Source organism: Sphingomonas immobilis, assembly GCF_030580995.1.
GTDB classification, from domain to species: Bacteria; Pseudomonadota; Alphaproteobacteria; order Sphingomonadales; family Sphingomonadaceae; genus Sphingomonas; species Sphingomonas immobilis.
Genome location: NZ_JAUQSZ010000011.1, coordinates 50,557 through 70,604, shown reverse-complemented (window position 1 = coordinate 70,604; position 20,048 = coordinate 50,557). Strand labels below are relative to the sequence as shown.

General features: G+C 66.7%; 18 protein-coding genes and 1 tRNA gene. 11 read left to right on the top strand and 8 right to left on the bottom strand.

Translation table 11 applies throughout. The features are described 5' to 3' along the window. Window positions 1-48: 48 nt before the first annotated feature. From Q5H94_RS15400 to Q5H94_RS15375, 6 genes are read right to left on the bottom strand one after another with little or no spacing between them, the layout of a single operon-like run. Complete coding sequence (locus tag Q5H94_RS15400; protein WP_304562182.1) at window positions 49-507, bottom strand: SRPBCC family protein; 459 nt, start codon at window positions 505-507, stop codon at window positions 49-51. Then, the gene (locus Q5H94_RS15395; protein ID WP_304562181.1) at window positions 504-1,004 is read right to left on the bottom strand and encodes a VOC family protein; all 501 of its coding nucleotides are present in this window, start codon (window positions 1,002-1,004) and stop codon (window positions 504-506) included. The genes Q5H94_RS15400 and Q5H94_RS15395 overlap by 4 nt, the downstream gene beginning before the upstream one ends. Further along, window positions 1,001-1,774, bottom strand: coding sequence for a VOC family protein (locus Q5H94_RS15390; protein WP_304562180.1), 774 nt, complete (start codon window positions 1,772-1,774; stop codon window positions 1,001-1,003). Before Q5H94_RS15390 ends, Q5H94_RS15395 begins: the two co-directional genes overlap by 4 nt. 10 nt (window positions 1,775-1,784) lie before the next feature. Further along, window positions 1,785-2,501 (bottom strand): DUF1428 domain-containing protein, encoded by a 717-nt coding sequence (locus Q5H94_RS15385; RefSeq protein WP_304562179.1) that lies wholly within the window; start codon window positions 2,499-2,501, stop codon window positions 1,785-1,787. Continuing rightward, a complete protein-coding gene (locus tag Q5H94_RS15380) occupies window positions 2,498-3,169 on the bottom strand; it encodes a glutathione S-transferase family protein (RefSeq protein ID WP_304562178.1) in 672 nt (223 codons plus the stop codon). The genes Q5H94_RS15385 and Q5H94_RS15380 overlap by 4 nt, the downstream gene beginning before the upstream one ends. A gap of 27 nt (window positions 3,170-3,196) precedes the next feature. Further along, window positions 3,197-3,631: a VOC family protein gene (locus Q5H94_RS15375; RefSeq protein ID WP_304562177.1), complete on the bottom strand. Its 435-nt coding sequence runs from the start codon at window positions 3,629-3,631 to the stop codon at window positions 3,197-3,199. Between the two features lie 80 nt (window positions 3,632-3,711). Between Q5H94_RS15375 and Q5H94_RS15370 the strand changes: the two genes are divergently transcribed. The 9 genes from Q5H94_RS15370 (at window position 3,712) to Q5H94_RS15330 (ending at window position 12,657) form a co-directional block, all read left to right on the top strand. Continuing rightward, the gene (locus tag Q5H94_RS15370; RefSeq protein WP_304562176.1) at window positions 3,712-4,395 is read left to right on the top strand and encodes a winged helix-turn-helix transcriptional regulator; all 684 of its coding nucleotides are present in this window, start codon (window positions 3,712-3,714) and stop codon (window positions 4,393-4,395) included. A gap of 59 nt (window positions 4,396-4,454) precedes the next feature. Further along, window positions 4,455-5,456 (top strand): cobaltochelatase subunit CobS, encoded by a 1,002-nt coding sequence (cobS, locus tag Q5H94_RS15365; RefSeq protein ID WP_304562175.1) that lies wholly within the window; start codon window positions 4,455-4,457, stop codon window positions 5,454-5,456. Window positions 5,457-5,462: 6 nt separating this feature from the next. Further along, window positions 5,463-7,295 carry a cobaltochelatase subunit CobT gene (gene cobT, locus Q5H94_RS15360; protein ID WP_304562174.1) on the top strand — a complete coding sequence of 611 codons (1,833 nt, stop codon included), beginning with the start codon at window positions 5,463-5,465 and terminating at the stop codon, window positions 7,293-7,295. Between the two features lie 22 nt (window positions 7,296-7,317). Further along, a complete protein-coding gene (locus Q5H94_RS15355; RefSeq protein WP_304562173.1) occupies window positions 7,318-8,139 on the top strand; it encodes a hypothetical protein in 822 nt (273 codons plus the stop codon). Further along, a complete protein-coding gene (locus Q5H94_RS15350; protein ID WP_304562172.1) occupies window positions 8,136-8,405 on the top strand; it encodes a ribbon-helix-helix domain-containing protein in 270 nt (89 codons plus the stop codon). The genes Q5H94_RS15355 and Q5H94_RS15350 overlap by 4 nt, the downstream gene beginning before the upstream one ends. Before the next feature lie 59 nt (window positions 8,406-8,464). Further along, window positions 8,465-10,981 (top strand): TonB-dependent receptor, encoded by a 2,517-nt coding sequence (locus Q5H94_RS15345; protein WP_304562171.1) that lies wholly within the window; start codon window positions 8,465-8,467, stop codon window positions 10,979-10,981. Further along, window positions 10,981-11,742 (top strand): tetratricopeptide repeat protein, encoded by a 762-nt coding sequence (locus Q5H94_RS15340; protein ID WP_304562170.1) that lies wholly within the window; start codon window positions 10,981-10,983, stop codon window positions 11,740-11,742. Before Q5H94_RS15345 ends, Q5H94_RS15340 begins: the two co-directional genes overlap by 1 nt. Then, window positions 11,736-12,419 (top strand): Fe2+-dependent dioxygenase, encoded by a 684-nt coding sequence (locus Q5H94_RS15335; RefSeq protein WP_304562169.1) that lies wholly within the window; start codon window positions 11,736-11,738, stop codon window positions 12,417-12,419. Before Q5H94_RS15340 ends, Q5H94_RS15335 begins: the two co-directional genes overlap by 7 nt. A 94-nt stretch (window positions 12,420-12,513) precedes the next feature. Next, window positions 12,514-12,657, top strand: coding sequence for a hypothetical protein (locus Q5H94_RS15330; protein ID WP_304562168.1), 144 nt, complete (start codon window positions 12,514-12,516; stop codon window positions 12,655-12,657). A gap of 18 nt (window positions 12,658-12,675) precedes the next feature. Here Q5H94_RS15330 and Q5H94_RS15325 read toward each other — a convergent pair whose 3' ends face one another. Then, window positions 12,676-17,298 (bottom strand): NAD-glutamate dehydrogenase, encoded by a 4,623-nt coding sequence (locus Q5H94_RS15325; protein WP_304562167.1) that lies wholly within the window; start codon window positions 17,296-17,298, stop codon window positions 12,676-12,678. Window positions 17,299-17,635: 337 nt separating this feature from the next. Then, window positions 17,636-18,919 carry a PAS domain-containing protein gene (locus Q5H94_RS15320; protein WP_304562166.1) on the bottom strand — a complete coding sequence of 428 codons (1,284 nt, stop codon included), beginning with the start codon at window positions 18,917-18,919 and terminating at the stop codon, window positions 17,636-17,638. Window positions 18,920-19,106: 187 nt separating this feature from the next. Between Q5H94_RS15320 and Q5H94_RS15315 the strand changes: the two genes are divergently transcribed. Then, window positions 19,107-19,182, top strand: a tRNA-Thr gene (locus Q5H94_RS15315). A gap of 415 nt (window positions 19,183-19,597) precedes the next feature. Next, window positions 19,598-20,026: a hypothetical protein gene (locus tag Q5H94_RS15310; RefSeq protein ID WP_304562165.1), complete on the top strand. Its 429-nt coding sequence runs from the start codon at window positions 19,598-19,600 to the stop codon at window positions 20,024-20,026. Window positions 20,027-20,048: the final 22 nt, after the last annotated feature.

Here is a 20,048-nt window from a genome sequence, read left to right as displayed (position 1 = left end):
AAACCGTTCGGCGCGGCGCGAATAGTGTCGTTGCATACCCGAATTGGGTCACGAAGTCTTCGCCTCTTCCTCGGCCAGCGCGGCGAGCTGCTCCGCCACCGCGCCCCAGCCGCCCTCGAAGCCCATCGCCTCGTGCTGCTTGTATGCCTCTTCGCTCCAGTGCCGCGCCGACGCGGTGTAGCGCGTCTTGCCGCCTTCGTCGGCGAACTCGAACACGCCGGTCATGAACGGGCCCTGCGGCACCCAGCCGACGGCATAGGCATCGGTGAAGACGAAGCGCGTGCCCGGCGTCACTTCCAGGAAAACACCCTCCTGGGGATGCGCCTCGCCGTTCGGCCCGTGCATCGTCATTGCCGAGCGTCCACCGGCGCGCCAGTCCATCTCGACGATCTCGGTCGTCCACGGCTTCGGGCACCACCATTCGGTCAGCCGCTCGGTCGCGATCTTCCACACGACATCGACCGGCGCATCGATCAGCCGCGTGACGCTCAGAATGTAGTCGCTCATGCCGCCTCTCCCGCGAAAGCCTTTTCGATCGCCGCGATGTCGATCTTCTTCATCTGGAACATCGCCTCCATCGCGCGCTTGGCGGCGGCCTTGTCGGGGCTCGACATGGCTTCCATCAGGATGCGCGGCGTGATCTGCCAGGAATAGCCCCAGCGGTCCTGAACCCAGCCACAGGCGTTTTCCGACCCCCCGCCCGCGACGATCGCATCCCAATAGCGATCGGTCTCTTCCTGGTCCTCGGTGATGACCATGAAGCTCACCGACTGGTTGGGCTTGAAGTTGGGCCCGCCGTTCAGCGCCTGATACGGCTGGCCGAGGATAGTGAACTCGACCACCAACTCGTCGCCCGCCGCGCCGTCGGGATAGTCGGTCGGCGCATCGTGCTTCGCATCGACATGGCTGTCGGGGAACACGCTGGCGTAGAATTCCGCCGCCTTGCGTCCCTCGCCGTGATCGAACCACAGCACCGTCGTGAGCTTGCTCTGCGCGAAGGTCATGCCCGCTCTCCCGACACGAAGCCGACCGACGCGCCGGTCGGATCGATGCACAGGATGATGCGCTGGCCGCCGGGCACGTCCATCGGCCCCATGATGATCGAGCCGCCGCCGGCCTTCACCTTGTCCACCGCCGCATCGACGTCAGGGATCGCGAAGTAGAAGATGAACTTCACCGGCTGCTCGGGCGCGGAGCGGTCCATCACCGCGCCGATCCGGGTGTCGCCGACATCGAGGAACGAATAGTCGCCCATCGGCCCCATCGGCATCGCCTCGTTCGAAACCCAGCCGAGCAGATCCTTGTAGAAGGGCAGCGCCTTCTTCTGGTCGGGCACGACCAGCTCGTTCCAACTGCAACTGCCGAGCTTCGTCGCCGAGTAGGAGACGTTTTCGTGCCCCTCCATCGCCGGGTCGGGCCGCATCAGGTAGAACAGCACGCCCTGCGCATCCTCGACCAGTGCGATTCGGCCGACCATCGGAATGTCCTGCGCCGGCATCAGGATCTTGCCGCCCGCCGCCGCCACGTCGGCGGATTTCGCATCTACGTCCGCGACGTGGAAATAGGCCAGCCACGTCGGCCCGCTCGTCCAGTCCGGCACGGTGACGACGCCGCCTATACCCGCGCCGTCCGCGTTCCAAATCGTATAAGGCTCGCCGCCAAGCCCCGGAAAGCTCGTCGTCGTCCAGCCGACGATATCGCCGTAGAAGGTCTTGGCCTTCTCGATATCGGGCGTGATCAGCTCGTACCAGATCGGCATGCCATAGGTGGTCATCATCTCTCTCCTATTGGTGTGCGGTATCGAAAACCGGCGCGAAGCCGCCGAAGATCGCGGTCGGGCCGTTCCAGACGGGTTTGGCCTCCGCCATGCGCGGATCGCTCATCAGCGCACCCCAGGCGGCGTCGCGCGTCGCCTTGTCGGGCCATTCGATCCAGCCGAACACCACCGTTTCGCCCTCCGCCAGATCGACGGACCTGCGGAAATCGGTGAGCTTGCCCTCCGGCACATCCACGCCCCAGCCATCGACGACGCGCAGCGCGCCCTTTTCCTTGAACAACGCGCCGTGCCCCTGCGCAAACGCGGCGAAGGCGTCGCGCTTGTCGCTCGGCACCGCGGCGACCATGCCATCGACGAAGCCGATCGGGGCCCCGCTGTCGCCACTGTCGTAGACGACGTCGAACCCGGCGAAGATCATCCGCTTGGTGTCGAACGGCATCGTCTCGGGCATTTTCATGCGCGGATCGTTGAAGATCTTGTCGTGCGCCGCGTCGAAACTCTCCCTGTCGTCATAGAAGATCCACGAGAACACGACGTCCTCGCCATCCTCCAGCGCCACCGCCTTCTTCATGTCGGTGCGCTTGCCGTCGGGCACGTCGACGGCCCAGGTCTCGACGATCCGCCGCGCGCCATGATCGAGAAAAACCGGCGCACCTTCCGCCGCCATGCTGATATAGCCCGCCTTGTCGTGCGACGGGATCACGAAGCCCTGAACGAAAGTCATGCCGACATCTCCTCGGGTGCATCAGCGCCTTCATAGAGCGCGAGCTGGTCGCCCATTGCCTTGACATGCGCCGGTCGCGCTTCGCCGCGCGCAACGTACGCCGCGAGCCTGGGATACGCCTGCAATATGTCGGTTCCGCGAAGCCCGCCGAGCACCGAGATCATCATCAGGTCGCCGACCGTAAAGGCATCGCCGTCGAGCCAGGTCTTGCCGCCAAGCGCCGCCTCGAGATCGGCGAGCCGCCCCTCGAGGTCCGCGATCACGCGCGGCCGCCGCATCGGCGACCACGCCTTGTCCGCCTCGAACACGTCGACCACGGCGATCTGCATCACGAACGGTTCCACGGAGTTGAGTGCGGCGATCAACCACTGGATCGCACCCAGCCGCGCATCGGCATCCTGCGGAAGCAGATCGCTGCCTTCGGCGATGCGCAGCACGATCGCCCCGGATTCGAAGATCTGCACCTTGCCGTCCGAATAGGTCGGCACCTGCCCGAACGGCTGATACCGGCGGTGCTGGGCGCTCTTGGCATAGGGCCCGTCGATCAGATCGACCACGTAAGCCTGGCCGACTTCCTCGAACGCCCAGCGCGCCCGCAGGTCGCGCACGAAACCGCGCGCGAAGGGCGGCACCCACGCGAAAGTGGTGATATGGGGAAGGTCGCTCATTTTCTCTCTCCCGATAGAATCGCCGGATCAGGCTGGCTCGACTTCGCCCTGCCCCATCGCGGCCGCGGCGGCGTCCATGTCCATCCACATGCACTCGAAGCTGTGGCCGTCGAGATCCTCGAAAGCGCCGCCGTACATGAACCCGTTTTCCTCGGGCGCGTGGATCTGCTTGCCGCCCGCCGCAATCGCCTTGGCATTGATCGCATCGACCTCCTCGCGGCTGTCCTGCGACAGGCACAGGATCGCCTCGCTGGTCGTCGCGGTGTCCGCGATCTGCTTGGGGGTGAAGCTGTTGTAGAAGGCGTGGCCCAGCAGCATGAACACGATCGTGTCCGACCATTGCATCGAAGAAGCGACGTCGTTGGAGAAGCGCGTGTCCTTCACGCAGCCGATCGCCTCATAGAAGGCGGTCGCCGCCGCCACGTCTTTCACCGGCAGGTTCACGAAGATCATCTTTGCCATCTGAAACCACTCCTATGCGAATCACTGTTTGCTTTGGATGCCGCGTTGAGTTACAAAAAGCAACCATGCAGTTAGAAAAAGTGACTAAGCGAGAAAAAGCGGCGGCGAAGCGTTGGTATGACGACGCCTGCGGCACCGCGCTGGCGATGGAATTCGTCGGCGAGCGCTGGTCGCTGCTCGTCCTGCGCGAGCTGATGTTCGGCCCGCGCCGCTTCGGCGAGATCAAGGCCAACCTTCCCGGCGTCAGCGCCAACGTCCTGACGCAACGGCTCGAAGGGCTGGAGGAGGCCGGCATCCTCGTTAAGCGCAAGCTGCCGACGACGGGCGCGGTCCACGTCTACGAGCTTACCCCCTGGGGGCTGGAGATCGAGCCGATCTTCCAGACGATGGGGCGCTGGGCGACGCGCTCGCGCCGTCACGATCCCACGCTCTTCCTTTCGCCCGCGTCGGCGATGCTCTCGCTGCGTGCGATGATCGACACCGAAAAGGCCAAGGGCATGGCGCTTACGGTCGCCTTCCGCTTCCCGACCGACTCGTTCTTCGGTGAACTCGCGGACGGAGACCTCGTCATCCGCCGCGGCGATACGGGCGATGCCGACATCACCTTCATCAGCGACCAGACGACCTTCGCCTTCACCGTCTACGGCAAGCTCCCCTTCGGCGCGGAAAGCCCGACCGGCGTGCCGCTGCGGGTCGAGGGCGACGAGGATGCGGCGTACCGCTTCATCGATCTCTTCCACCTGCCGGAGAAGATCGCCGATTGAATCGTTCTCGACTTCGCCCGCGCGCTTTGGCTAGGGAGTTTCGCGAAGGCGAGAAGACGATGACCGACATTTCCAATACCCAGCCCGACAGCCGCGAGACGACGATCCTCGACGCGCCAGACCGCATGGTGAAGGTGCGCGAGCTGTTCGGCATCGATTCCGACATGGAGGTTCCCGCCTTCAGCGAGGCGGACGAGCGCGTGCCCGATCTCGATCCGGCGTACGTGTTCGACAAGGACACGACGATCGCGGTCTGCGCGGGCTTCGCGCACAACCGCCGCGTGATGGTGCAGGGCTATCACGGCACCGGCAAGTCGACGCATATCGAACAGGTCGCGGCGCGCCTCAACTGGCCGTGCATCCGCATCAACCTCGATGCGCATATCAGCCGCATCGACCTCGTCGGCCGTGACGCGATCGTGCTGAAGGACGGCCAGCAGGTGACGGAGTTCCGCGAGGGCCTCCTCCCCTGGGCGCTGCAGACGCCGACCGCTCTGGTGTTCGACGAGTATGACGCCGGCCGCCCCGACGTGATGTTCGTGATCCAGCGCGTGCTGGAGACCGAGGGCAAGCTCACCCTGCTCGACCAGAACCGCGTGATCCGTCCCTCGCCCTGGTTCCGCCTGTTCGCCACAGCCAACACCATCGGCCTCGGCGATACGAGCGGCCTGTATCACGGCACGCAGCAGATCAACCAGGGCCAGATGGACCGCTGGAACATCGTCGTCACGCTCAACTACCTCCCCGCCGCGGTCGAGGCGCAGATCGTGCTCGCCAAGTCGGGCGAATACGACAAGCCGGAAGGGAAACAGGCGGTCGACAACATGGTCCGCGTCGCCGACCTGACGCGCCGCGGCTTCATCAACGGCGACATCTCGACCGTCATGAGCCCGCGCACCGTCATCACCTGGGCGCAGAATGCGCTGATCTTCGGCGATGTGGGCTTCGCTTTCCGCCTCTCGTTCCTCAACAAGTGTGATGAGGCCGAACGCCCGCTCGTGGCGGAATATTACCAGCGCGTCTTCGGCAAGGATCTGCCCGAGAGCGTCGTCGCGAAATAAGCGCAGGTGGCGCAGGAAACCCCTCTCGATCGCTTCAAGACCGTGCTCGGCGGCGCGACGCGCGCGCTGGCGCGGGAGCCGGAGGTCGAGCTTGCCTTCACCGCCGACGCACCGTCGCAATCGGGCAAGCATATCAAGGTGCCGCTCCCGGCCCGTACGCTCCCGGCCGATCAGGTCGCGGAAGCGCGCGGCTTCGCCGACGGGTTCGCGCTGCGGCTGCGCCATCACGATGTCGCGCTGCACACCAGGCAGGCCCCCAACGAGGCTGTCGCGCGCGCAGTATTCGACGCGGTCGAGGGCGCGCGGGTCGAGGCGATCGGCGCGCGCGGCTATGCCGGCATCCGCGACAATCTCGCGACGGCGCTCGACGCCAAGCTGCGCACCGATCCCATCACCCGCGCCCGCACCCGCGACGAAGTGCCGCTGTCGACCGCGCTCGCGCTGATGGTGCGCGAGCGGCTGACCGGTGCCGAGGCCCCCGCCGCCGCCGCGCCCGGCATGGCGCTGGTGCGCGACTGGATCGAGGACCGCGCCGGCCCCGATCTCGACGCGCTGGCGATGGCGATCGACGATCAGCGCGCCTTCGCCACGCTCGCCACCCGCCTGCTCGAGGATCTCGAGCTGGTCGAAGGCGACATGGTCCCCGAGGAATCCGACGAGGGCGGCGCCGAGGACGAGGGCACCGACGACAGCGAGCAGACCGACGAGTCCGACGAGGGCGAGGGCCAGACCGAGCAGGGCGAAGGCGAGATCGAGGCGCGCGGCTCCGACAGCGACGCCGAGCAGCAGGACGGCGAAGGCTCCGAGCGCGAAGAGGACGATTTCGACGAGGGCGACGGCGAACCCGGCGACGAGGGCCAGGACGGCATGCTCCCCGTTCGCCCCAACCGCCCCTTCTCCGATCTCAGCCCGCAGTTCGACTATAAGGCATACACCAATGCGCACGACGAGGTGATCGCGGCGACCGACCTGTGCGACGCCGACGAACTCGTCCGCCTGCGCTCCTATCTCGACCAGCAGCTCGTCCACCTGCAGGGCGCCGTCACCAAGCTCGCCAACCGCCTGCAGCGCCGGCTGATGGCGCAGCAGAACCGCTCATGGGATTTCGATCAGGAGGAAGGGATCCTCGACGCCGCCCGCCTCGCGCGCATCGTCGTCAATCCGACGCTGTCGCTGAGCTACAAGATCGAGCGCGAGACCGAATTCCGCGACACCGTCGTCACCCTCCTGATCGACAATTCGGGCTCGATGCGCGGCCGCCCGATCTCGATCGCCGCGATCAGCGCCGACATCCTCGCGCGCACGCTGGAACGCTGCGGCGTGAAGGTCGAGATCCTCGGCTTCACGACCCGCGCGTGGAAGGGCGGGCAGAGCCGCGAGAGCTGGCTCGCCGCCGGCCGCCCGCCGCAGCCCGGCCGCCTCAACGACATCCGCCACATCGTCTACAAGAAGGCCGACGAACCGTGGCGCCGCGCAAAGGCCAACCTCGGCCTGATGATGCGTGAAGGGCTGCTCAAGGAGAATATCGACGGCGAGGCGCTCCTGTGGGCGCACAGCCGCCTGATCGCCCGGCCCGAGGAGCGCAAGATCATGATGGTGATCTCGGACGGCGCGCCGGTCGACGATTCCACGCTCAGCGTCAATTCGGGCAGCTACCTCGAACGCCATCTGCGCCAGGTGATCGGCTGGATCGAAGGCCGCTCGCCGGTCGAGCTCGTCGCCATCGGCATCGGCCACGACGTCACCCGCTATTACCAGCGCGCCGTCACGATCATGGACGCGGAACAGCTCGGCGGCACGATCATCGAACAGCTCGCGGCCTTGTTCGATACGCCGTGACCGGCGCCGGGTTCGACACGCCTTGAGCGACTGGACGGAGCTGGCGGGCGCGTCCGCGGAGCCATTGCCCAGGCCGCGACCGCCGCATACCGCAGTACGCTGGTGGATGCGGGCAAGCGCCACGTTCGGTATCATCAGCGCGTTCAATATGATCGCGCATGCGCAGAGTCTCGTTCAGATTTCGCAGAGCCTGCATAAGTTGCATTTGTGGTGGCAGGGCTGTCTCCACGTGCTGTTCTCAGCGCTGCACATCCACGTCGCACCGCCGGTCCAGAACGCCATCGTGCTTCTCGGCTTGGCGATCTCCACCGCCAACCTCGCCATGTATGCGCGCTTCGACATTACAATTTTCGGGATTATCCGCAGCATATTGTTCTCTTACCCGGAAACTGCGGAGAGACTGGCGCGGAAGAAGCGGCACGAAGCCGTCATGGCGCACCTTCAGAAAACCGAGATCAGATATTTCGGGGCGACCGCGATCGTAATGATCGCGTTGATCGGCATCATCGCCGTCTATTATCCTGTCTTCGGTGCCTACCTGTTGATCGCCATCGGCCTGATGGTGCTTTTCGTCGTCGCGATCGTGAGAAAGTGGACGGACGTCCTGTCGGACAAGGCCCAGGCAGCCATCATGCTGCCGCTCTATTTCATCTGCATGCCGGCTATGGTGCTTTTCATGGTGGCCATCACCGTCGCGATCTTCCACCGACAGATCGCATGGACCGCGGGGATCGTCCTGTTGCTGCTGCTGGCCAACTTCGCCTTCGTCCACATCGTCGATCCGCTCGCCCCGTTGCTCAACAATCTGCCGGATCCCCCCAAGAGCTGGGCAGGCGCAGCGTGACGTTGGCGCTCCCTCCCGGCGGCTTTTCCGGCCCCATCAAGCGCTCCGTCACGATCGCCGGGCACGCGACCTCGATCAGCCTCGAACCCGTTTTCTGGCGGGCGCTCGAGGCGGCCGCGCGCGACCATGCGCTTCCGCTCAGCGCGCTCGTTGCGCAGATCGACGCGCTGCGCATCGCCGCGCCGGATCCCCCCAATCTCGCCAGCGCGATCCGCACATGGATCATTGCAAATCCGCAACATTTCGGTGCTAACCGCTCTCAATAGCGTTGACAGTGCGAGTGACTCGCAATAGCTGCCCCGGTAAATCTACTGGGGACACCAAAATGGTTCAGACGACACCCCGCCGCACGACGGTGGCCAAGCCCGCTTTCCTAGCACTCTTCTGCGTCGGCGCCTTCGCCGCGACGCCCGCCTTCGCCGATGACACGAACGGCGCTCCGGCCGGCAGCGCCGACGACCAGCGCGACGATCATGACGTCATCGTCAACGGCCAGCGCGTCGAGGAGCCGACCAGCCCCAAGCAGGTCGCCCCGCTGATCAACACACCCAAGTCGATCGTCGTGCTTCAGTCCGAAGTGATCGAGCGCACCGGCTCGACCAGCCTGCAGGATGCGTTGCGTACCGTCCCCGGCATCACCTTCGGCGCGGCCGAGGGCGGTAACCCGATCGGCGACCGCCCGTTCATTCGCGGCTTCGACAGCCAGGGCAGCATCTATGTTGACGGCGTACGCGATCTCGCCGCGCAGACGCGCGAAGTGTTCTCGATCGATTCCGTGCAGATCGTGCGCGGCTCGGATTCTACGCTGGGCGGGCGCGGCGGTGCGGGCGGCACGATTAACATCCTGTCGAAGCTGCCGGTCAACCGCACCTTCGCGACGATCTCGGGCAGCGCGGGCAATGCCGATTACAAGCGCATCTCGGGCGACGCCAACATCGCCTTCGGCCCGCACATGGCGTTCCGCATCGAGGGCATGTGGCACGACCAGAGCGTCGCGGGCCGCGACGCAATCTGGAGCCGCCGCTGGGGCTTCGCGCCCAGCTTCACGATCGGCATCGATACGCCGACGCGCCTGACCGTGGCCTATTACCATCTCGAAAGCCACGAACTGCCCGACAGCGGCCTGCCCTTCGCCTATGTTTGCACGGCGACGGTCTGCAACGCGCCGGCCGGTAATTTCACTACCTACCCCACGCTCGGTGCGGTCACGCTCGCCAACGGCACCACCGGCACCGTCTCGCGCAATACCTTCTACGGCCTCAAGAGCCGCGACTTCCGCGATGCCAAGACGCAGACCGCGACGATCCGCGCGGAGCATGATTTCGGCGGCATCACGCTGCGCAACACCGCGCGCTACAACTATAGCGATCAGTCCTACATCTTCCTGCTGCCCGACGATTCGACCGGCAACGTGATCGGCACTTCGGCAACGGCGCCCGCCGCCGGGTCCGCAGCGGCGCTGCGCGGGGACCAGGTCACCGGCGGCTATGTCTGGCGGCGCGGCAACACGCGCTACGGCTATACCGAGAGCATCGTCGATCAGATCGATCTCGGCGGCAAATTCAAGACCGGCAGCATCGAGCACAGCTTCGCGGTCGGCGCGGAATTCTCGTGGGAGAAATCTCGGCGCGGCGCATACGTCTCGGCCAGCGGCTCGACGATCAGCCCGCGCTGCAACACGGCGACGATCGCGCGCTTCTACTGCACCAGCCTGTTCAACCCCAATCCGAACGATCCGTGGGTCAACTACACAAGCGACACCTCGACCGTGCAGACGCCGATCGTGAAGGGCGCCGTCACCGCCGAGACGCAGAACGACGCCAACACGGTCGCCTTCTACGGCTTCGATTCGATCACGATCGTGCCGTCGCTGATCCTCAACCTCGGCGCACGCTTCGATCGCTTCACGTCGAAGGTGACGCTGCCCTTCGCCGCCGGCGCGACCTCCGCGCAGCAGTTCACGCGCACCGACGAGCTGTTCAACTGGCAGGCGGGCCTCGTCTTCAAGCCCACCGCCGACACCAGCCTCTATGCCAGCTACGCGACCTCGGCGACGCCGCCCAACGCGCTGCTCGGCGAGGGGCAGGAGCCGAACGCGCTGCCGACCACGGTCGCGACCGCCAACGTGCTCGATCTGCTCAAGCCGACCAAGACCAAGACCTACGAAGTCGGCGCCAAGGCGAACCTGTTCCACGAAAGGCTCGGCCTCAACCTCGCGGTTTTCCAGACCGATATCGACAATGCCCGCGTGCTCGACGACAGCAACACCGTGTCGTTCGTCGGCAAGTCGCGCATCCGCGGCGTCGAGTTCTCGGCCTCGGGCCAGATCCTGCCGGGCTGGTCGGTATTCGGCGGCTATACCTATCTTGATCCGAAGATAATCGACGGCGGCTTCACCGCGCTGACGGTCGCGGCAAACGGCGCGGCGGCGGCCAAGACGGTGCAGGTCGTTTCGGTCAACACCGGCAAGCAGATGACGCAGACCGCGCGCAACAGCTTCACCTTCACGTCCACCTATCAGGTGACGCGCCAGTTCTCGTTCGGCGGCACCGCGATCTACATGGACATGCAGTACGGCGGCTATTCGGATAACCGGAAGGCGTCGCAGACCACCGCAGGCGTGGTGACGATCACGCCGGCCACCACCGTCCTGTCGCGTGCGATCCCATCCTACTGGCGCTTCGATCTCAACGCGCGCTACGCGATCACCCGCAATTTCGAAGTGTCGGTCAACGCGCAGAACATCACCGACAAGGCGTATTTCTCGCAGGCGTACACCTCGCACTATGCCGCGATCGCCGCCGGACGGACGATCTTCGGGACGGTCACCGCGAAGTTCTGATGACCACTCTGGCGGCGCTCGAAGCCCTCTCGCCGGAAGAGATCGCCGCGCGCCTCTCGGGAACGCCCGAGGAGCGCGCGGCGTTCGTTCGCGCGTGTGCGGAAGCCGGCGAGGCCGAGGCGCAGGCGCTCTACGGCCAGATGCTGCTCGACGGTAACGGTGTCGCAAAGGATTCGCCTGCCGCCCTGCGCTGGTTCACGAAGGCAGCGGCGCAGCACCATATCCTTGGCCTCAACATGGTCGGGCGCTGCTACGATCTCGGCTGGGGCACCGTGCCCGACAAGGCGCGCGCCGCCGAATGTTACCGCGTCGCCGCCGAGGCGGGGCTCGATTGGGGCATGTACAATTACGCGACCCTGCTTGCGCTCGGCGACGGCGTGGCCGAGGACAAGGCGGCGGCGCTGGCGTGGTTCCGCAAGGCGGCCGCGACGGGCGCCGGCAAACTGTCGGGGGCGAAGGCGATCAACTTCGTCGGCAGCTTCCATGAGGATGGCTGGGTGGTGGCGCGCGACATGGTAAAGGCCGCGAAATTCTACAAACGCGCAGCGGACGGCGGCGATTTTCGCGGCGCGTTCAATCATGCGCGCATGCTCGGGGCGGCGGGCCGCTATGACGAGGCGATGGACTGGCTGAAACGCGCGGGCGCGAACGGCACGCCGGCCTTCATGGAAAAGGCACGCGCGTGGCTCGCCGGGTCCGACGTTCCCGCCTTCCGCGCCCGCGGCGTGCAGGCGCTCGACGCGGGCGCGGCCGGATGCTGATCGCCATTCCCGATCTGCTCGACGCCGCGCAACTGGCCGAGGTGCGTGGCCTGATCGACGCCGCCGACTGGATCGACGGCAACGCCACCTCGGGCGCGCAATCCGCGCTCGCCAAGCACAACACACAATTGCCCGAGGACTCCGAGGCCGCACGGCGCGCGGGCAATCTCGTCCTTGATGCGCTCGCCGCCTCGCCGCTGTTCGTCGCGGCCTCGCTGCCGCACAAGATCTATCCGCCGCTGTTCAACCGCTACGGGCCCGGCGACACGTTCGGCGCGCATGTCGACACCGCCGTGCGCATCCGGCGCGGCAGCGACTTCCGCGTCCGCACCGATCTGTCCGCCACACTCTTCCTCGCCGATCCCGACAGCTACGACGGCGGCGCGCTGGTGATCGAGGGCCAGTTCGGCGAGCAGCGCGTCAAGCTCCCCGCCGGCCACATGATCCTCTACCCCGCCTCCAGCGTCCACCGCGTCGAGCCGGTGACGAAAGGGCAGCGCGTCGCCTCCTTCTTCTGGATCCAGTCGATGGTGCGCGACACCGAGGCCCGCGCGACCCTGTTCGAACTCGACACCGCGGTGCAGGCGCTCGCCGCCGATCGCGGCATGGCGGACCCGGAAATCGTCCGGCTGACCGGCGTCTATCACAACCTGCTGCGGCGCTGGGCCGAGGCCTGATTAACCAAACCTACGCACTATTACGGAGCGCGTGATTGCGGACTGGTCCTCGCCCGCAATTTCGTTACGGTTGCGACTTGGAGAGGATAAACCAATGCCAGAACAGGTCGCCGTGAACGTGCAGAATGCAACCAATCGTGGACAGGGCAGCCCCCTCGTCGGCATCGCCGTGGCGATTCCGATCAGCATCGCGCTGTGGGCCGCCATCGTCGAAGCCGTTCGTCTCGCCTTCTTCTGATCCGGTGCGCCGGGGCGTCTAGCGCCCCAGCAACACCCGCGCCTGGCCCGCGATCTGCGCCAGCATCGCCGCATTCGGCGCCGCCGCGCCCCGCGCCCGCGTCACCACCGCCTTGAACTGCGCGACACGGCCCGCATTGTCGGCCAGCCACTGATCGACCAGCGCGCCCGGATCACCCTCGCCGCGCGACAGGAACTCCAGCCGCAACTGCTGGAAATCGCGCGCCAGCCCCGCGATCAGCAAACGCTCCCACGGATCGCTCGATGCGATGCGCGCCGCATTGGCCTGCGCCCAGTCGAGCCCCAGCGCCTGCCCGAGATGCGTGAACGCGCGCGTGAGAACCGCCTCGTCCAGCCCCAGCCGCTCGCCGAGATCGGCGAGGCCGACCGCACCGTCCAGCTCGAACAGCCGCACGACCTTCCGCGCCAGCTTCTTGGGCGCACCCGCCGCCTCCAGCGAGGCGGCGATCCGCGCGCTCTGGCTGCTTGCCTCCTCCAGCAACAGCTCCTTGGTCTGGCGGTCGAGCTGGAGGATGCCCTTGCCCAGCCGGGCGATCACCGCCCCCGGCCCGGTGCCGCTCTTCGTCACGCGCAGCAGGTCGGCGATCTGCGAGCGCGTCGCCACCGCCACCTCGTCGAACAGCGCGATGCGCGCGGCCTCGGGCATCTCCGCGGTCTCGATCTCCGCCCACAAAGCGGGCAGATCGTAGAGCCGCTCGACCACCGCGAACATCCCCGCGATATCGCTCAGCGCCGCGCCCTCTTCCTCCGCCAGTTCGAAGGGATGCAGCACGCCCATGCGGTTGATGATGCGGTTGGCGAGCTTGGTCGCGACGATCTCGTTGCGCAGCCGATGCTCGTCGATCGCGCTCTTGAACTTCTTGCGCATCGCCGGCGGGAAGGCGGCGTGGAGATCGCCCGCGAGATCGGGGTCGAGCCCCAATTGGCCATGTTCGATCGCCGCCTGCAGCGCGAGCTTCGCCGTCGCCAGCAGCACCGCCAGCTCGGGCCGCTCCAGCCCGCGCCCCTCGGCCGCGCGGCGCAGCAGGTCGTCGTTCGACGCCAGCCCCTCGACCGCACGGTCGAGCGACCCCGCCGCCTCGAAGATCTCGATCAGCCGCACGTAGCTCGCCACGTCGCGCGCGCCCGCGCTCTCGGCGATCGACAGCGCCAGCGTCTGCAGGCGGTTGTCCTCCAGTACCAGATGCGCGACGTCGTCGGTCATGCTCGCGAGGAAGCTGTTGCGCTTCTCGTACCCGAGCCGCCCCTCCAGCATCTCGCGGTTCAGCGCGATCTTGATGTTGACCTCATTGTCCGAACAATCGACGCCCGCCGAATTGTCGATGAAGTCGGTGTTGATCCGCCCGCCGCGCGCCGCGAACGCGATGCGCGCCGCCTGCGTCACGCCCAGGTTCGCACCCTCGCCGACCGCCGTCACGCGCAGATCCTCGGCATCGACGCGGAGACGATCATTGGCGGGGTCGCCCACCGCCACGTTGTTCTCGTGCCGCGCCTTCACATAGGTGCCGATGCCGCCGAACCACAGCAGATCGACCGGCGCCTTCAGGATCGCCGAGATCAGCGCCCCCGGCTCCAGCTCGCTCGCCTCGATGCCCAGCACGGCGCGCACCTGTTTGGAGAGCTTGATGATCTTGTCGGTGCGCGGAAACACGCCGCCGCCCTTGGAGATCAGCGCCGCGTCATAATCCGCCCAGGACGAGCGCGGCAGCGCGAACATCCGCGCGCGCTCGGCCCAGCTCGCTGCCGGATCGGGATCGGGGTCGAGGAAGATGTGGCGATGGTCGAACGCCGCGACGATCTTCAGCGACTGCGACAACAACATGCCGTTGCCGAACACGTCGCCCGACATATCGCCGCACCCGACGACGCGGATCGGCTGCGTCTGCACGTCAATGCCGCGCTCGGCGAAATGCCGCTGGACCGAGACCCACGCGCCCTTGGCGGTGATGCCCATCGCCTTGTGATCGTAGCCGACCGATCCGCCGCTGGCGAAGGCGTCGCCCAGCCAGAAGTCATTCTCGATCGCGATGGCGTTGGCGACGTCGGAGAAGGTCGCGGTGCCCTTGTCGGCCGCCACGACGAAATAGGGATCCTCGCCGTCCAGCACCGTGATGCCTTCGGGATGCGTCACCGCGCCGCCGACGATATTGTCGGTGATCGACAAGAGCGCGCGGATGAACGTGCGGTAGCTCTCGGTCCCCTCCGCCAGCCACGCCTCGCGGTTCGAGGGGGGCGGCAGTTGCTTGGGATAGAAGCCGCCCTTCGCGCCGGTAGGCACGATCACCGCGTTCTTCACGCGCTGCGCCTTCATCAGGCCGAGGATCTCGGTACGGAAGTCGTCGCGCCGGTCGGACCAGCGCAGGCCGCCGCGCGCCACCGGCCCGGCGCGCAGGTGGATGCCCTCGACGCGCGGGGAATAGACCCAGATCTCGCGCCATGGCACCGGCGCCGGCAGGCCCGGAATCTGGTGGCTGTCGAGCTTGAACGCCAGCGCCGCCTGCCCGGCGGGCGCGAAGGCGTTGGTGCGCAGCGTCGCCGCGATCACGCTGCCGATCGCGCGCAGGATACGGTCGTCGTCGATCGCCGAGACCTTGTCGAGCCCGTCGCGGATCGCCGCATCGGCCGCCGCGATCGCCTTCTCGCCGCCGCCCGCACCGTGCGCCGCCTCGAAGCGCGCGATCAGCGCCGCCGCCACGCCCGGCGCACGCCGCAGCGCATCGACGACGGTGATGAGACCATAGGTCTGCCCCGCCTGGCGCAGATAGCGGAACCACGCGCGGAACAGCACCGCCGACGCCGGCTCCATGTTCAGGTCCAGGATCAGGCGGTTGAACTCGTCATTCTCCGCCGTGCCCTCCAGCACCTGCGCCACGGCGTCCTGCAACACCTCGATATCGCCGTCGAAGACGTTCTCCACCCCGCCGACCGCGTCGATCAGGAATTCGTGGATGAAGCTCTTGGCCTCGTCGGCCAGCGCCGTCGTCTGCTCCTCGATCACGCGGAAGCCGAAATTCTCCAGCACCGGCACCGTGTCCGACAGCGCCAGCGCGCCGCCCGCGCGGTAGATCTTCATCCGCGCCGCCCCTGCGGCATCGCGGTAGATCCGCACCGATCGGTTCTCGGGCGTCTCCAGCCCCGCCAGCCGCAGCGTGTCGCGCGCCGCTTCCTCGGCGCTCCAGGCGTTGCGATAGCCCTGCGGAAATGCGCCGGCGTAGCGCAGCGCGAGCCGCGTCGCGCGCGCCGGATCACCCACTTCGGCCAGTGCAGCTTCGACGGCGGGCACCCAGCCGCGCACCATCCGCGCGATGCGCGCGTCGAGCGCAGCCTCGTCTGGCATCTGCCCGTTCGCCGCACGCAGATCGAGCGTGAAGCGCATCAGCGCCGTCACGCCGTCCATCGCGATCGCCCAGTTGAGCACGCTGGCATTGGCCGCCCCCGCCAGCAGCTCGCCGATCGCGACGCGCCGCGCCGTGGTCAGGTCGTCGCGCGGCAGCCAGACGAAGGCGAACAGATGCCGGCCGAGGATGCTGCGGATCAGCACCAGCTTGGGGCGCGGCCGGTCGGCCAGCGACATCGCCGTCAGCGCCAGCGCCTCCAGCCCCTCGGGCGAGAACGACACGGCGAGATCGTGCGGCAGCGAGGCGAGCGCATGCGTCAGCGCCTTGCCGGCATGGCCCTTGGGATCGAAACCGAACTTCTGCTCCAGCGCGGTGAGGCGCGTGCGCAGCACCGGCACCTCCTGCGGCGGCTCGTTGAGCGCGGCGCTGGTCCACAGCCCCGCATGGATCGACAGGCCGACGACCTTGCCGTCGCGCTTCACCGGCACGAGCGCGAGATCGAGCGGAACCTGACGATGCACCGCCGAGATAAGGTTCGACTTGAGCATCAGCGGCGCCTCGCCGCCCTGCTCGAACCATTCGAGCGCGAGCAGGCGCGATGCCTCGGCGAGGATCGGCACGGCATGGCCGTTGCGCGCGATGCCGAGCGCCGCCGCCAGCCCGTCGCTCCACAGCTCATGCGCGAGCAGCGTGAAATTGCCCGCGAGGAACCAGCGCAGCAGCGCGGCCCCCTCCCCGCCCGGCTGCTCGGCGTCGAGCGTGTCGGCGTCGTCCTTCATCGCGCTCTGCAACGCGCCCCAATCCTTCACCGCCGCCCGCACATCGGCGAGCGTGTGTTCGAGTGCGGCGACAAGACCGCGCCGGTCGCGCGCGTCGGCACGTTCCAGCTCGAGATAGATCATCGACTCGCGCGTGCCCGCATCGGTGTCCGCACAGCCGGTAAGCGCGCCGTCCTTGTCGCGCGTCACGCCGACGACGGGGTGGATGATGCGGTCGATGGCGATGTCGTGCGCGCCGATCGTCGCGGCGATCGAATCGACCAGGAAGGGCATGTCGTCGTTGATGATGGCGAGGCGCATCCGCCGCTCGGGCTGGCTCATCGCCAGCGGTTCGAGCGCGAGAGCGGGCGTGCCCGGTCTGCGATCGGCGGCGGTGGCGGCGATGAAGGCGGCGGCTTCCGCACATGCCGCCTTGTCGAAGCCCTGAAGTTCCCCGGGGAGAGCGCCCTTGGTGAGCCGCGCGGCAAGTGCGTCGGCCAGCGATTTCTGCGTCGTCTTTGGCATGCGGATGCGTATGCGCCCGCTGCGTTACCATCTCAAGGCTTGTGGCGGGTGCGAAGGAAATGCTGCGCGCGCGAACATCCGTTCGCCTTTGTGCGGCGACGACGAAAGAGATGCTGTCCTACACGTCACCGCCGCGCTATCCTGCGCGCGCTCTTTCACATCGTCGGGACCGGCATCGCCAGCCAGAGACCGGAAGCCGGAAAATCGGCGCCCGGAATCGCCGCGATCAGTGTGACCTTAGTATGACTTTTCGCGCAGATCGGACCAAAAACGGAAACGATCGGTCAGGATAGTTTCCGGTTAGGTGTCAATCGTGTCAACCAGGTGTTACCTTCGCTTACACCGCCGCGCGCATCGCCTGCCGCACCAGCGCGTCACCGCCCAGCGTCGCGACGATATCGACCGTACCGGCCTCGCCCGCACGTGCCAGCAGCACGACATAGTCGCCCGCCGCCACGCCCGCGTCGATCGCGACCGATGCGATCGCCATCTTGGCGCCCAGCGCCGCCGCATCGTCGCGTACCTTCTTCACCGGGGCCTTCGCTGCGCGTTCCGCCACGACGATCGCCTTGATGCCGCCCTTGTAGCCTTCGAGGAACGCGACCAGCGTGCCCGCCACGACGCCTTCGCGGCGCGCATGGTTCAGCACGGCGGCATATTCGGTCAGGCGCGTCTTGTCGTATTCGGTGCCGAACACGAGCTTGACGATCGGCGTCATCGGCGCGCGCAGTTGCAGCTTGATGCCGGCATCCTCGAGCAGCTCTTCATAATCGCGCGGATCGGCATCCGCCGCCGCCGCGAACTCGTGCGCCCGGCCGAGCGCGCGGTACAGCGCGGCGCGCGTGCGGCCCTCGGCCGACGCCACCGCCGCCGCGCTCTCGCGCGCGATGGCGAGCTGGTCGCCCAGCGTCAGCGGCCCCTCGGACGGCGTCAGCGCGAACGCCTCCTCGTCCTCGGCATCGTAGTCCTCGATCTCGTCGTCGAACGCGCCGCTCGGGCCATCGGCCCAGGCGCTCTGCGCGGCGGTCGGCTGCGCAGCGCCGAGGGCGGCGGTCAGCTCGGCATTGAGCGTCGCCTGCGTCGCGTCGTCGACCAGTTCCTTCCAGTTGATGACGCCGTAGATGAAATCGATCGTTTCCTCCTCATGCGAGGAGAACGGCATCAGGATGCCGCGATACATCGTGTTGTGGCCGCGCACGTTGACGAACTCGGCCTCGAAGCCGATCGGCGCGCGGTTGGCGATGATCTGCAGATAATGGTCGGTCAGCCGCGACAGCAGCGACCGGCTCGGCACCTGGTCGATATGCGTGATGGTGCCGTCGATCGCACATTCGTCGCGGAGAGCGCGGCCAACGAACGGGATCGCGGGGTTCTCGATCCCCTGGCTGAAATCGAGCAGTACGCTGTTGGGGCCGAAATCGGCGATATTCTCCGGGTCGAGGTTCTCGATCGACGGATAGGCCCGGCCACGCAGCAGCGACACCCAGTGATTATAGGCGCGCACATGCATCCGGCGCTCGTCCGTGCCGATCTCCATGCGATGCTCATCGACGACGCCCTCCGACGTATCGGCCTGCACCGCGTCGCCGCGATCGTCCTCGAAACCCCGAACCGTATCCATACGCAATCGACCCTTTGCGGATTCGCCCTCGAACCCTTGCCCCGCCGGTCATGCACACGATCTGGTAAATGCCGCGTAAACCCTGTGCGGCAAGATTTGCGGATGCTCATCTTGTCAGGCCGGGTTGTCAGACTTCGGGCGACCTGTTAAGCGCCCGCCCTCGCGAACGGCACCAGCCGGCCGCCACGCCGCTTTAGCTCAGTTGGTAGAGCATCGCATTCGTAATGCGGGGGTCACAGGTTCGAGTCCTGTAAGCGGCACCACCTACTTTATGGCCTATAAACAAGGACAAGCGGGATGCCCCTAGTGAAGGGCCGTTCGGCTGGGTCGCTGTTTGGGTACTGCGTGGGGCGCTTTGGGTAGGAAAACGGAGCCGACCTGCGCTAAACCCATTTCAGAAGGGTTGGCCGTGTGGGATTTTGTGGGAGGCGCTCAAAGACTGAAGCGCGACGTCTAGAGGGGGCATGACATATCGCTGGACTCGTCATCGGGTTTTTGACTCGGCTACACGATCATTAAAGGGCTGCGCGTCAGCGGCCTGAGCCCTGATTGCGTCGAACGGGTGCTCCACGAACGCTCCGGTACGGTCCGGGACACCTTTGGCATAGCCAATCCTATTGCGACACCTGGTTCGGGCTGGATTGCACCGGCCTCGTCGGAACTTCCTGCGCCACGAATATGCCGAGATCGCTTGGTACGACGTCAATCACGACGATCTGGGACAAGTTCGACGGCGTGGTCCGTAGCAGCGCCGCAGAGATCGACCCGGACGAGCTCAACCTGCCCTGCATGGTCGACGCGTACGGCGCGATCGTCCCGGGCAACGCGGGTGCATACGGACACATCATGATCTCCGCCCCCGGCGAGAGCGAAGAGACGTTCAACCTGAACTCGACACTCGGCGTGGCCGATGCGACCGGTGTGCCGGCGATGGCGATGACCAAATCGACCGGCGCGATCGACCTGCCGATCACAAGGCCGGGCTCGTCCATTCCTTCTACACCTATGTCGACCGCCCCGGGCAGCCGGGGGGTCAATAAGGTGCGCCGGGGCTTCAACAATTCGGTGACCGCCGTCCGCGCCAAGGGCGCGCCCTGGCCCGGCTGACGCCCCCGAAGCTCGTCGGAAT

What these genes read in the sequence shown, in the direction of transcription:
- Q5H94_RS15375 (WP_304562177.1), bottom strand. Translation starts at nt 3,631, where the DNA reads ATGGCAAAGATGATCTTCGTGAACCTGCCGGTGAAAGACGTGGCGGCG.
- Q5H94_RS15400 (WP_304562182.1), bottom strand. Translation starts at nt 507, where the DNA reads ATGAGCGACTACATTCTGAGCGTCACGCGGCTGATCGATGCGCCGGTC.
- Q5H94_RS15390 (WP_304562180.1), bottom strand. Translation starts at nt 1,774, where the DNA reads ATGACCACCTATGGCATGCCGATCTGGTACGAGCTGATCACGCCCGAT.
- Q5H94_RS15385 (WP_304562179.1), bottom strand. Translation starts at nt 2,501, where the DNA reads ATGACTTTCGTTCAGGGCTTCGTGATCCCGTCGCACGACAAGGCGGGC.
- Q5H94_RS15320 (WP_304562166.1), bottom strand. Translation starts at nt 18,919, where the DNA reads ATGGATACGGTTCGGGGTTTCGAGGACGATCGCGGCGACGCGGTGCAG.
- Q5H94_RS15345 (WP_304562171.1), top strand. Translation starts at nt 8,465, where the DNA reads ATGGTTCAGACGACACCCCGCCGCACGACGGTGGCCAAGCCCGCTTTC.
- Q5H94_RS15340 (WP_304562170.1), top strand. Translation starts at nt 10,981, where the DNA reads ATGACCACTCTGGCGGCGCTCGAAGCCCTCTCGCCGGAAGAGATCGCC.
- cobS (WP_304562175.1), top strand. Translation starts at nt 4,455, where the DNA reads ATGACCGACATTTCCAATACCCAGCCCGACAGCCGCGAGACGACGATC.
- Q5H94_RS15325 (WP_304562167.1), bottom strand. Translation starts at nt 17,298, where the DNA reads ATGCCAAAGACGACGCAGAAATCGCTGGCCGACGCACTTGCCGCGCGG.
- Q5H94_RS15380 (WP_304562178.1), bottom strand. Translation starts at nt 3,169, where the DNA reads ATGAGCGACCTTCCCCATATCACCACTTTCGCGTGGGTGCCGCCCTTC.
- Q5H94_RS15395 (WP_304562181.1), bottom strand. Translation starts at nt 1,004, where the DNA reads ATGACCTTCGCGCAGAGCAAGCTCACGACGGTGCTGTGGTTCGATCAC.
- Q5H94_RS15310 (WP_304562165.1), top strand. Translation starts at nt 19,598, where the DNA reads ATGCCGAGATCGCTTGGTACGACGTCAATCACGACGATCTGGGACAAG.
- Q5H94_RS15330 (WP_304562168.1), top strand. Translation starts at nt 12,514, where the DNA reads ATGCCAGAACAGGTCGCCGTGAACGTGCAGAATGCAACCAATCGTGGA.
- Q5H94_RS15335 (WP_304562169.1), top strand. Translation starts at nt 11,736, where the DNA reads ATGCTGATCGCCATTCCCGATCTGCTCGACGCCGCGCAACTGGCCGAG.